9 protein-coding genes and 2 pseudogenes are annotated in these 12,348 nt (G+C 52.5%); 2 read left to right on the top strand and 9 right to left on the bottom strand.

All coding sequences use genetic code 11. The features are described 5' to 3' along the window. Nucleotides 1–63 precede the first annotated feature (63 nt). On the bottom strand, nt 64–1,119 hold the full coding sequence (locus tag AC07V8_RS25440) for a hypothetical protein (RefSeq protein WP_494681124.1): 1,056 nt from the start codon (nt 1,117–1,119) through the stop codon (nt 64–66). Beyond that, on the bottom strand, nt 1,103–1,702 hold the full coding sequence (locus tag AC07V8_RS25435) for an endo-beta-N-acetylglucosaminidase (RefSeq protein WP_494681125.1): 600 nt from the start codon (nt 1,700–1,702) through the stop codon (nt 1,103–1,105). Before AC07V8_RS25435 ends, AC07V8_RS25440 begins: the two co-directional genes overlap by 17 nt. Nucleotides 1,703–1,808: 106 nt before the next feature. On the opposite strand from AC07V8_RS25435, the pseudogene AC07V8_RS25430 reads away from it, so the two are divergent. Continuing rightward, nucleotides 1,809–1,997 (top strand): annotated as a pseudogene (locus AC07V8_RS25430) (transposase); the annotation flags it as partial. A 314-nt stretch (nt 1,998–2,311) separates the two neighbouring features. Here the strand turns inward: AC07V8_RS25430 and AC07V8_RS25425 are convergent. From AC07V8_RS25425 to AC07V8_RS25410, 4 genes are all read right to left on the bottom strand, one after another. After that, nucleotides 2,312–2,779 carry a DUF535 family protein gene (locus AC07V8_RS25425; RefSeq protein WP_494681126.1) on the bottom strand — a complete coding sequence of 156 codons (468 nt, stop codon included), beginning with the start codon at nt 2,777–2,779 and terminating at the stop codon, nt 2,312–2,314. Nucleotides 2,780–3,228: 449 nt separating this feature from the next. Continuing rightward, on the bottom strand, nt 3,229–5,733 hold the full coding sequence (locus AC07V8_RS25420) for a TonB-dependent siderophore receptor (RefSeq protein WP_494681127.1): 2,505 nt from the start codon (nt 5,731–5,733) through the stop codon (nt 3,229–3,231). Nucleotides 5,734–5,907: 174 nt separating this feature from the next. Next, on the bottom strand, nt 5,908–6,855 hold the full coding sequence (locus tag AC07V8_RS25415; RefSeq protein ID WP_494681128.1) for a FecR domain-containing protein: 948 nt from the start codon (nt 6,853–6,855) through the stop codon (nt 5,908–5,910). Nucleotides 6,856–6,864: 9 nt separating this feature from the next. Further along, nucleotides 6,865–7,386 carry a sigma-70 family RNA polymerase sigma factor gene (locus AC07V8_RS25410; RefSeq protein ID WP_494681129.1) on the bottom strand — a complete coding sequence of 174 codons (522 nt, stop codon included), beginning with the start codon at nt 7,384–7,386 and terminating at the stop codon, nt 6,865–6,867. 531 nt (nt 7,387–7,917) lie between these two features. On the opposite strand from AC07V8_RS25410, the pseudogene AC07V8_RS25405 reads away from it, so the two are divergent. After that, nucleotides 7,918–8,019, top strand: a pseudogene (locus tag AC07V8_RS25405) (transposase); the annotation flags it as partial. 222 nt (nt 8,020–8,241) lie between these two features. On the opposite strand, the gene AC07V8_RS25400 reads toward AC07V8_RS25405, so the two are convergent. From AC07V8_RS25400 to AC07V8_RS25390, 3 genes are all read right to left on the bottom strand, one after another. Continuing rightward, nucleotides 8,242–9,789, bottom strand: a complete 1,548-nt coding sequence (locus tag AC07V8_RS25400) for an agmatine deiminase family protein (protein WP_494681130.1) — start codon at nt 9,787–9,789, stop codon at nt 8,242–8,244. A gap of 281 nt (nt 9,790–10,070) precedes the next feature. Further along, on the bottom strand, nt 10,071–11,366 hold the full coding sequence (locus AC07V8_RS25395) for a sensor histidine kinase (protein ID WP_494681131.1): 1,296 nt from the start codon (nt 11,364–11,366) through the stop codon (nt 10,071–10,073). Then, nucleotides 11,350–12,015 (bottom strand): response regulator transcription factor, encoded by a 666-nt coding sequence (locus AC07V8_RS25390; RefSeq protein WP_494681132.1) that lies wholly within the window; start codon nt 12,013–12,015, stop codon nt 11,350–11,352. The genes AC07V8_RS25395 and AC07V8_RS25390 overlap by 17 nt, the downstream gene beginning before the upstream one ends. Between the last annotated feature and the right edge of the window lie 333 nt (nt 12,016–12,348).

The raw sequence follows: 12,348 nt of genomic DNA, 5'->3' as shown, positions 1-12,348 counted from the left end.
TTTACGTAGGTCATTTTTTCCTCTATGGTGGCAGTGTCTTGCCAAATGACCGTTTACACAAAACTAATTACACCCTCCCGGCAGCACATCCTCGATCCGCGGCGATCCAACTATTTTCTCTACAACAAATTCACATGTGGCATAGGTAGTCATTATATTTTGACCTCCCAGTTTGGTCCCGGCCCCCTTGTCATATTTAGCTTCGCACTTGACAGGTTTTCTTTTACTTCCAGCAACAGCGCGACGTATTTGCAGCGACTCTTTAGCCAGGAGTTCTCCCGTTTCTCTGAATCCCCGTTCGGCTGCGAAGTTAAATCTGATTTCGAATTTTCCACTACCTTGCTTAGACGAAATGTCACAAGTTGGACGGAACGTCTGATCCGACACGTCACTGGAGTTCGTGCCGCAATAAGACTGATAGTTTTGGTCTCCAGGGGCCTTTACGCTGGCATAAACATTCAATGGCAACGATAGAGCAAGCACCAACTTAGGATCTGGTTTGGCCAAAGAGACTACGTCTCCATTGCACAATTGATCTTTTTTATTTGTTGGAAGATTTGTTACTTCATTGCGACTTGGGTAACGCATCTGCGTGTAATACTTAAAACCCTCCCACACGTCATTTCCGTCCTTCGCCCCTTGAAAAAATTTACAGGCGCTTGCCTTGGCAGCATTCATGCGTGTGCTGTATTTGTTATTCCAGAATGGGGCATCCAGGAACATTAAGTAGTCTTTGCTGGCATACATCGCGGCAACACCGCTGCAAGATTTCTCAACGCCAGGACTCTTAACGGCCCAATCTTTGAGACATAAACCTGCAGAATCAGGATCTACCGACCGGCCAAAATTAGCAATCCTGTTGTCCATAACATCGCCCTCGAAGCGGTTCCAGTTATGCGGTCCAAACCATACATCGCGCGGAGTATAGACAATAAATTCCACGCCCCTGAACATTTTCTTATAGTCAGGGAACACATTTTTCATCAGGAGAGAAACTTGCCCGCTCACACCCCTCGAATCATAAGTAGAGTCATAGCTTTCATAATTAATGAACCATCCATCCAAATTGAGTTGCTGCGCTATCAGGACTAAATTTTTGATATTATCTATTATAGCCACTGATATCCTTGGGATCTTTGACATTGTCGTCGTGAGTACCAAACACTGCCCGCGCCATCTTTACGGAGCCGCCATAAGCCAGTGGAGCCAGCCAAACTGTGCCATAGATTTTCACGCCAGCTGCATGTGCAGCGTCGACCCATTTCGGGTCCGGAGCGAGCACATGGGCACCCACCCCTACATCTCCACCGAAGAAAATAAATTTCCGTATGAATGCCCAGTTCTGAAACGTCACAGGATCATCGGTGTTCACGTACTTTGCTGAAGCTCGAGCACGATAGATTGCGCTAAATTCTTTGGATTTGGCGTTGGGGGCAGAGTTAGTGACGTTCACGCCGTCATACCAATCTAAGGTCAATTGATTGTTTTCTACTAATAATAAAGGCCTTCCCGACGGAGCCGCATAATCATTCGAAAGAGAGTCGCTAGGCTTATATTTAGAAAGCAGAGGAAAACCCGAATTGTTGTGCCCTTTTTCGTCGTCCAGCGCCCAGGTATAGGTATTTACATATTCGGCATGCACCAACATCGGCTGAATGATCACGAAGATCAGAGCGATACTTTTAAGTATGTGCTTCATCATGTCTAAAACTCCTATTTTTTTACAACGTTAAATTACGTTTATCCAATAACAAGTCCTCTGAGAAAAACATGAACGAGCTCATTTCAGTTGATTCCAGACCAAATATCTGTTGGCGCCGTCGGTATGGGAGTGGTTGCCGGAGAGGTATTTGGCGCGCTTCATTGCGGAGGTGATCGAGCAACTGGATTTGTCGGCGCCGACGTGAGCCTACCGAGGACAGGGTTTGGCCACGCACCACCCGACAGCGCTGCTCGAGCTATTGATCGATGGCCACGCAACTTGTGTACCGTCGAGCTGCAATAGACTGGCCGAAAAAGCGGCAAAGTAAATGAAAGGTTGTAATTGTCATTGACGATATGCCCGGTGTCCCCTGCGCGGCTATAAGTGCCCCCAAGATTGATGGTGGGCAACAAGGCTACACGCCCCTGGACACTGGCTTCGCTGTCAGCGCTGAATGCATAACGCGCGCTGGTATATATCGGATCTTTGCCAAGCGCCTGCTGATAAGTTTGCAGCGGGTCGACCGCGTGCGAATGCGTCGATAAAAAAGCGGTGGCAAACAACGAGGTAAAGAGGGAACTGCGCATTGCGCTCTCCGGAATTTTTACATCAGACAGGCAAGCGGCACCCGTCAGCAAGGGAATTTGTAGCCAGCTGGGGAAATAATTGATACACGATAGCAACCGCTTGGTTCAGCACGGCAACGAAATCGTATTGACTCACCAGGATATTGAACCGGTCCTGGCTGCGCAAGCGTAGTGACTGATAAGGACGGTAGATTTTCTGCAACAGCCTGGGAGTGGCTTTGGCCAGCTCGGCGAGCATTGGCGTTGAGTTCCAATAGGCGAGCCAGCGCCGCGTCTGATGATAGTGAATAACGCCTCTGACGCTTAGTTTGATTTGTTTTGCGACAAAAGAGAGGCCGGGCCGTGCATGCGCCAGGCAGGTGTGTAAATCGACGGGGATGGTCTTGCTGACGCGGCGACCGCTGTGTAAACCAGACGGCAGACTGGCAAACATGGCGAATTTTGGCGATAACGCCAGATTTTGCGGATGAGCGTTGTCGAATCGGATCATTCGACCGACGCGCGTGAATATGTCGCCGCTTCCACCGTTAGCGACCAATGCAGATTTAGCGCGGGCGGATTGAAGCTGGCGAAGGAACGCTCAATTAAACAGGCCATGGCGTTCAGCGGTCGTTGCCGTTAATGCATATGCCTGGCGCAAAGCGCGCATAAGTCTACGGGACAGAAAATGAAAAAACAGAGCGAATGTGGATAGTACATAACATGCCCACGATGACTCTACGTTTGCCAGAAGCAAAGGTAATAGCGCCATGTGAGGCAGCACCGGTCCAGGACCATATTTATATCGCATCGTCAAGTCAGAACAAAAAGAAATTTATCGGATCTTTATGTTCTGTATGTGCAACGGGATGAAGAAAGTGACGGTCTGTTACAAATTATTTTTTCATTCTGCGGCTACGGTGACGGTATTTTCCGATCTATGGGAAATATCAGCCTCGGTCAGAACTCGAAAGTATTGGTCAGCAGCAGCGTACGGGCTGGTTCGACGCCCACCGTAGATGTGGCAAAGTCGCTATAGAGACGACGATTGAAGAGGTTTTTGATGCCAAGTGTCGTTGTCCAGTATCGTGATTTATAGTAGACGCTGGCATCGGTGCGCGTCTGGCCCGCTATGTGACCGGGCGCATCGGTGTCCCCCAACGCCGCATACGCGCTGCGCATGGTGACGCCAAGACCTGCCCCCCAGCCGTGCCAGGCTTCTGACTGCAAATCATAGGTGGTCCACAGGCTGGCGCGGTGCCGGGGAAATTGCGAAATTTGGGGATCCTGGCCTGGCGGTTTGGCGTACTGAAAGGCGATATAGCTATAACTCGCCGTCAAATTCCAGCCGGCCATCAGCCGTCCCGCAATGTTCAATTCAATTCCACGACTAACGGTGGAAGGAAGTAGCACGTAATCGGCATAAGTGGACGTGACAGTCGGTGCACTTATAGCTTGTAGCACGTTTGCATGTGTCGCCCGAAAAACTGCAGCGGAGAATGTCACACGATTATTTAGCAGATTGAGTTTGACACCTATTTCAGCCGACTTGCCGGTAGTCGGAGGGGCGACAATTACACCTGGGGGACCGCCATTCAGGGTGGAATCAAGAATTGTGTTACCCGGCGTGAAGCTGCGAAAAGTATTTGCGTACAGTGTAGCATTCTCGCTGAGCCGATAGGCGATGCCAATGTTATAGACGGGCACGTTCTTAGGCGGTGACGTGTCGTGCACTCTGCCGTCACTATCCATATCGGAGGAAAAATTATTTCGTTCCTGCTCATAACCTACGTTGGCCAGCATATGCCAGCGGCCCCAAGTCAGCTGGTCCTGCAAGAAAAAATTGGTGGTATAGAACGTGTCATCGCTTGTGACGAGGTTTTTCGGACCAGTGACAGGCGGTAGATGCAACTGAGACAGAGGCCAAGGAACGATGACGCTGTCCGGCCAGCTCGCATCGCTATATGCGCCCAGTCGTGTCTGGCCATAACTCATGCCGATCAACATCGTATGTTGCAACGGTCCGGTTTGAAATTTTCCACGCACACTGTTTTCTATGTTTCGACTGTAGCTAGTAATGCTGGACTGATCAAGGAAACAAATTCCAGTGCTTGAGCCCAGTGCGGATTGGACGCAATTATCGTAACCCGCCGCGTCATAGCGCAGTTTGGCATATTGTGCCTTGCTGAGGAACGCCCAGCCTTGCCATAAGCGTTGTTCAAGATCGTAGAAAAATTCCGTTTTTGCGGAATAGCTGTGGTCGTCAGGCCGTCCCCAAGGGTTAGTGTGTAGATCTGGTCCAGGTCCCTGCGCAGTCAGTTGCGCGCTCTGGTAGCCGCCAAACGGGGAGCGAGTGAGCTGATGGCTTGCGCCCGCCACGATGGAAGTACCGTCATGCTGGTAGCCTACTGACGGCGCCAGGTAGAGTTCGCGCGCACCGTCATAGCCATCGAATGTATGCGCATCGCCTGTGGCGGAGACAACCGTACGATAAGTCCAGGTTCGATCTGTCGACAGGCTGCCAGCCAGATCGAGTGCTGCACGCCGGTGGCCATAGCTACCTATCTCTAACGTCGCCTCCCTGATCACATTTGCCTGCGGCCGTTTGGTGAGGATGTTGACGGCGCCGCCCGGCTCCATCGGTCCGCCGGCAATGATGGAGTCGGCTCCCCCAAGCACTTCCACGCGCTCAACCGCCGCCATCGGAATATCCAACGAGGTGATGGACAGCGATCCTGCTCCTCGGCCATTCGTCACATTGGTCAGTGAGACCAGGTCCGCCACCCCATTCTTGATGACGGGCGCGACAAAACCTCTGACGTAGATGGTCGCGGCCTGGTCAACGCCGCTGCCGCGCGCGAACGTGACTGCACTGACATTGCGCAAGGCATCTACAACCGATTGCGCCTGCTGACTCTCCAGCAGATCCGCTGTCACTTCCTGAATCGATTGGGGGATATCGGCCAGCGGCGTGTCGGTGCGCGTGGCAGAGCGGGTGTTGCGTGGGATGAATCCGGTGTCGTGGTAACCGTGGCCGGTCTCGATAGAATTAGTGATGACGATCGGCGGCAGTACCGACGGTGCAGGTTCGGAGGAGACATTTGGTGCCGGCAGAATTTCCGGAGCGGCCGGCAACGCTGTTTTGACCGCAGCCCGATGCACCCCAAATGATCCGTCGGGATTGGCAATAGCTTCCAGGCAGGTTCCCTGCATGGCCTCACGCAGCGCGTCGTTGACGGTGAAACTTCCGTTGACCCCGACAGATTTCAACGATCCTACCAACGCCGGATCAAACAGGATAATGCCTCTGACGGACCTGGCAATCGCCACCAGTACCTGTGCCAGCTGGCCGGCAGGAATATTGAAGCTGGATTTGACGGACGGAGCCGGTGCAGCGAATGCCTGATTCGCCCAAACCGAAGTAGTGGCAACGACCAGCAGAGATACGGCAAGGGGAGACATCATGACTCTGGTTGCACAGCGATATTGCATGGTCGTATAAGAGGAAAAGAGTCTGAGCCAAGCCGCTTGCTGCTGCGATCAGCGAGATTTAAAAAATGATGGACTATCGTCGTTTTCGGCGATTATGACAGCGTCATCAAGGGGGAGTATTCGCGCAATCAACGGTACGGTGGACTGCTACGCCAACGCAGAAATCGTGACCCAGTATGGGGTAAAGCGCGCAACCGCGACAGGCTGAGTGGCAGCCAGCGCATTGAGCGCATGATCGGTATCATCCAGTGGAAAAGCGCCACTGATTCTTAGTTGCGCCACCGCAGGATCGACTCGGATCACGCCGCGGCGATAGGGGCGCAAGGCAGCAATCACATCGATCAAAGCTGCGTTATATGCCGTGTAGTAGCCGTCGACCCATGAGTTCTCGCTACCGCGATTGATCTGAATCGGGGCAACTGCGTCCCGGTTGAACCAAGTATGCTGACCTGGTTGCAGCTGCCCGCTCTGCCCATTCCGCGTCGTTAAGTTGGCAAGCGATTGCAGAGATACGACTTCCGTGCGTTCCGCCACAGAACGAACCAATAGCGTGCCGCTCAGAGTGCTTGCACTACCCTGCGCTGTTTCGATCAGGAACGGACGCTGCGCTAATGGCGCGACCTGGACCTGCAATTCGCCGGCCGCCAACCTGATCAAGCGACGATTCTGGTCTACCCAGCGGTCGGCCGAACTGCGTGCGTTTAATGTCACGATGCTGCCGTCCGTCAGCGTATAGGTTTGACGCTCGCCAGTGCCGGTGCGAAGGTCGGCGTTCATGTCCAGGATCGGCGTGACCTGATTGACAAGCGCTCCAGCGCCGACGCTCAGACCAGCCAGGGCAGCGATCCGCCGTAACGTTTTGCGACGATCTTTCTGTTGTTGTAATGTGGCGCGCAATACCGTCGTTGTCGCCCCCAGTTGACGCGGCACATCAAATTGACGAACCGACTGTGTCAGGTTGGCGTAGGCGATTTCATGGCGTGGCTCTGCAGCACGCCAACGCTCAAAAGCGGCGCGATCAGCGCTGGTGACATCAGGAAGTTCCAGGCGCAGCATCCATTCAATCGCTTGTTCGACGATCTTTTCTTCGGTCATAGTCAAAATTCAGGTCAGAGGCGTAAAGGCACAGGCCCGGTAGCACTGCAGGAGTCCCTTCGCGACGTATCTTCTTGCGACACTCGCCGATATCCCCAACTGTAGCGCAATTTCCGGATAGGTCAGGTCGTCGAGTTTATACAGCAAAAACGCGACGCATTCGCGGGAAGACAGCCCGGCTAACGCGCGGTCCATGGCACGCAACGCTTCGAGCAACAGTATTTGATCCTCCGGCGAACTTGCATATTGCTCGCCGCTGGTATGCGCCAGCGCTTGCAGACAGGCCTGTTCAAGGTCACGCCGGCGCCATATTTCATAGACGATGCGCTGCGAAATGGTTGTCAATAGCGCTTTAGGTTCACGAATATGTTGCGCAAGCGGAGCGGCCAGCAATTGTGCGAAGGTTTCGGCAGCCACATCATCGGCAACAAATGCATCACCGACATTACGCCGAAGACGTGCGCGCAGCCAGCCATGATGCTCAACAAAGATGGCCTCGATATTGGTGGTGGCAATCGGTGAAATGGTCACAATGTCATTCCCGTCATATTTAAAATGCCAGCCCCAATATTCGAGATGGGGTACAAGTCTATAAAAACTGCGGCCACGGTCATATAAGAGTTGTCAATGACAATAACAAATAGCCGAAGCTACTTACAACCCCAACCGCCGACACTGTTCGGATACTGACACGATTGGCATTGAGAATTTGCGGTTACAGGACATAGTCTGAACGCGGTAGTCATCAAATTGTATGCCTGATCACTCCGGCAGCCTAGCCAATCGAGATATTTTGCTTCCAGTTGAATTGCAGTGTCTAGAACAAGGAATTAATTCCTGTCCCCCATCAGAGATGCCCAATAAGCTTAGTGCACCTTGACAATCTTCATTGATGAAATTAACGCCATCAATTAAGTATATTTATTCATATCTTGGTAGATTAATTTAGCCCGATACAATTGATCCAGCCGGTTCTGGTGCAAATTGTAAGAGTAATCCCCCCCACTAAATGATCGCGTTTAAAAGTAGAATTTTCTAAACTGAGATTTTTGAAAGTTCTGCATGAAGACTTCCCGCTTTGCCGACAGCCAAATCATCGCCATCCTCAAGCAAGCCGATGGCAGCTCCCCCGTCCCTGAACTGTGCCGTGAACACGGCATCAGCTGGATGCCAGTCAAATAAGTAAAAGCGAAGACAGCCTCAGATTGACCGTCGGCATTCATCGCAAAAAAATCAGAAATTTCGTGGCTTAAGCAGGCATGGCGCAAGATCAGATGCGCGCTGTACAGAGGCAGAAGGAAATGACACCTCTGCGCCTCTGCGGCGAGAGGTTTCTATCATTTGAGTAAACCTTGCCGCTGTCGCAGGCCATGGTGCCAGCCTGGCCTAGGCAATTTGCTGCTGAGTCGCACAGTGGATGGTGCCGCCGCCGTTGGCGATGCCATCGGTGGTGATCTGGATGATGATGCGGTTTGCATAGCGCAGGCGTAGGCTGTTGAAGGCCGCCTTGTCCAGGTCCGGATCGCCAAACTGCGCCATCAGGATGCAGTTGTTTGCTTCGTAATAGCCGACATAACCGGCGGCAAACGTGTCGCCAAACGATGCGCGCTTGCTCATCGAAACGCCAGGATTCCTGCTGTTTACCGCGCTCTTTACCAGCACCGGATCCGGCGACGGCAGTTCCACCAGATTGAGTGCGGCAGTTGCGGAACCCAGGTATTTGAGTTTGTCCGCCGCGCTCCAGCCCGCCACTTGGAGTTGATACGCCAGCAGTGCCACCTTCACTTTAGCGTCGTTGCTGGGGGTAGGGTCGCTTGCCGATACGGTGCCGCCGTCCCAGGTGTAGATAATGGTGTTGTCGTTGGAAAAGCGCGCAGAAAAATCGATATGGCCGTCGGTGATCTCCAGCGCTTTGACGCCGGGAACCCAGATGATTTTTTCCACCCCCAGCACGCGCTTCATCTCGGCTTCAAAATCAGCCTTGGTCTTGCCGGGATTGCGGTTGTTATTGATGATGCAGCTATCCGTCGCCACCGCCAGGCCCCGGCCGTTGAGTTCTATGCCGCCACCTTCCATCGTCACCCAGGTTTTTATTTCAGGCACGCCCAGTTTGCTGTTGATGGAGGCAGCGACCAGCTTGTCGCCATCGATATTCTGATCGACGATACCGTTCTTTGCCTTCAGCGGATCTTTGACCCAACCTGTCAGGCCGGTCCTGACATTTTCCTGCCCCCAGCCGTTAAAGTTGAAGTTGACGCCGTAAATTTTGCTGTCCGAGCCCTTGACAAAAACCGGTCCGGTGTCGCGCGTCCACAAGTCATTCACGTTCTGAATGGTCAGAACGATATTGGCACGATTCATGGCGGGCAAAAGCATGCCTGCAGGTTCTAGATAATTGATGCTGCCATCGGTTCCGAATTTCTTGCTGACATCGCTCAAGTCGGCAAGGCTGCGTTTGAACATTTGATTTTTTGCATTGACGGGACTGGCTGCAAACATTAAATCCAGGTAGCCGTTGGCCTCGGTTTTATCGGCTTCTGTGGCAACCAATACATTGATGACTTCGAAGCGCGACAACTGGGCGGCGATCCGCATCAGATCTTCGCGCGCCACCGGTCTGCTGTTGGAGATATCATCGATGGCCAGTTGGCTATTCGGCACCGAAGGCGTTCCCCACGCCGATACGGTCGCACCATAAGCCATCCAGGTTGCGGCATGCTGTGCGCCTTCTTTGGGTGCCAACCAGGTGGTTGGAGTCGGCGTCGCGGGTGTTGGCGCCGGCGCCGGGGTTTCTTCCGATCCGCCACCGCCGCAACCGCTCAGAGGGAAAACCAGCGTCGATGCGGCAAATGCGCCGGCAGTCCGGAAGAATTTGCGACGGTCAAAAACTGAGCCGGTCGCAGCGGGATTTTTTTTTAAAATGTGTTCGGACATGGAGGAATGCTCGCAAAATTGGATGGGTGGTAACTGGCAACTGCAGGCGGAGCCCCGTTGGCTGGAAAAAAAACGCTTAAGTTCAACTCAGAGCGGCTGTTATTAGGTGGTGCGTGGATGCCGCCACCGCCTGCCACGATGCCTGAACGGTGGTTCGCAAGCGTAACAAAGCCTCGGTAACAGAAAGGTAACAGCCGGATCTTGCGCTGGAACTGCCCAAAAGGGGCGGAAAGGGCATTGCGGAGCCCGCTGCTTACCAGGAACGCCAGCTCAATGCGTGGTCAAACGGCTGCGGGTGACAGTGCAATGCGAACCGAAAATACTTGTTCACGCCGGCCGATCTCCAGCAGCCAACCTTGCTGGGCGCAAATGTTTTCAACGAGATATAGCCCTATACCGTAGCCATAGTCGTCCTCGATGGATGATGAAATTGGGGCGGGGGTTTCATGATCGTCAAATTGTCCGGAAATCGGGTTGTTGACGGTTATTTGCCGACTGTCAGCCAGTATTTCGACGGTGCCCATGTCGGTATACTGGAACGCATTTCGTACCAGATTCCCGATCGTCATTTCGAACAGATTTCGTTCAATGCAGTAGACGAGATCTTGATGTATATCGAGGGTCACGTCCACGGATTTCCTTTGCAGTAAGTAGGCGTTGTTCGAGATGATGTCGGAGACTATCGCGCATACGGATACGTCTTCCCTGGCCAAGGGTCTGTCTTTACCTCCCCATAGCCACAAAAGGCATTCTGTGGTCGAAAGCATGTTGTCATTGGCGCGCTGTACGAGCTCCAGTTTGCGGAGGTGTGAGGCGCCGAGTCCATCCGCATTCTTCTCCAGAAGATTCAGCGCAGCTTTTGTGATCGCCAAGGGGGTGCGCAACTCATGACTCAACGTACGCAGGAAACTCTTCTCTCGCTGATTGCGACTTTCGATGATCGCGACCGACTCCGCCAGGCGGTCGGCAACCGAAACTAATTCTGTGAACTTCAATTGCGACCTCAAGGTCGCGCGCTCTTCCGCTTCAGGCCGGATGGCCGAGGTCAGTTTTTCAAGCGCGCGAACCGGTTTGGTGATCGACCATGCCATATTCCTGGCCAGCACAATAACGATAATGAGCACGCACAAGGCGAGCAGGAACTGCAATTGGGAAATGGTCAGGCCTGGCTCGTAGACATCTTCCGAGGCTTTGTAGGTGTGAGATACATAGAAGAACTGACCGGTTTTCGGGCACCGGTAGGGTAACAAATAGATAACGTCGCCATCGGTTTCATAGCTTAACAGCTTGCCATCTTGATGCTTTTTGTAAGGAAACAGTCTGCTGAGTTTTTCAGAGAGCTGTGCCCTGTTTTTGAAATAATGCGTGTCCTTACTGGTTTCGGGCGGAAGGCGTCCAGTGCGTTCAAGCTCGTCGATCACTCGATCCGCTTCCAGACTCAGGAAATAGTGCGTGGAGTCGAAGATTCCCCAGTTATAAACGACATTTATCGTCACTGAATATATGATGATAAATGCCGCAACCAGTAACGCGACCCGGCTGCGGATGTGGCGGCCAATACTAACGGTGGTATGCACTATTGGCCCTAAGGGCGACGCCGACACCGCGTACCGTGTGCAGCAGTTGTACTTCGTTATTCCCATCGACAATCTGCCGCAAGCGGAAAATTTGCGTTTTCAGGGCATTATTGGACGGTGGCTCATTGCCCCATATCAAGGTTTCAAGCTGGAATCTGGTCACAACCTTCGGGCTTTCCCGCATCAAAAGTTCAAGCAGCTTCCACTCAATAGGACTGAGTGAGAGCTGGCGACCATTGCGGCTTGCCCGACGGTTGGTGACGTCCAGAAGGAGGTCGGCGACCTGGATTACGTTGGATGGATTGGATTGACGCCGTGCCAGTGCATGCAGTCGAGCCACCAATTCTCGCAGGTCAAACGGTTTGACCATGTAATCGTCTGCGCCATGAGCAAATCCGGATAGTTTCTCTTCCAAGGTATCTCTTGCTGTCAACATTAGGCAGGGAGTTGAATTGCCCTGCTTTCGAATCGTTGAACAAAAAATCAGCCCATCCATGCGAGGTAGCATGATATCGAGGATGATAATGTCATATTGATTGCTTTTAATTAACTCTAAGGCCATAACCCCGTTATAGGCGACGTCGCACTCTATGGATTCCGACTCCAAATACTCGATAACGAGTTCAGCCAGATCGAGATCATCTTCCACTAGCAACACAAATATTGGCGCTGTCACAATGATAGGATATAAAAGTTGTTGAAACGCAGATTCACATAAGAAGCGCAACTTTGGCTAACGTGTTGAAAGGCCACATGCGGGAGCACTCGCGCCTTGTGCACAGCCAGTCGAAAGTTGACGAACATGGGATATACATACCTGACCCGAGACGAACGATATCAAATTCGCGAGCTCCGGGTAAAAATAAATACGCCAGCGAGATCGCCAAGAAGCTGAGGGGGTGTCCCTATCTGGTTCGTCAAGCGCTTGCGAGTGGTGCGGGGCAATAAAGTGTCTCGTCGCGCATCATTGCGTAAAGCACAT

It is taken from the genome of Collimonas sp. GW821-FHT02H07 (assembly GCF_059421505.1).
This window is presented reverse-complemented; position numbering and strand designations above follow the sequence as displayed.

Excerpts from the sequence above, each read along its gene's own strand:
- AC07V8_RS25435 (WP_494681125.1), bottom strand. The coding sequence starts at position 1,702 with ATGATGAAGCACATACTTAAAAGTATCGCTCTGATCTTCGTGATCATT.
- AC07V8_RS25415 (WP_494681128.1), bottom strand. The coding sequence starts at position 6,855 with ATGACCGAAGAAAAGATCGTCGAACAAGCGATTGAATGGATGCTGCGC.
- AC07V8_RS25400 (WP_494681130.1), bottom strand. The coding sequence starts at position 9,789 with ATGTCCGAACACATTTTAAAAAAAAATCCCGCTGCGACCGGCTCAGTT.
- AC07V8_RS25420 (WP_494681127.1), bottom strand. The coding sequence starts at position 5,733 with ATGATGTCTCCCCTTGCCGTATCTCTGCTGGTCGTTGCCACTACTTCG.
- AC07V8_RS25425 (WP_494681126.1), bottom strand. The coding sequence starts at position 2,779 with ATGATCCGATTCGACAACGCTCATCCGCAAAATCTGGCGTTATCGCCA.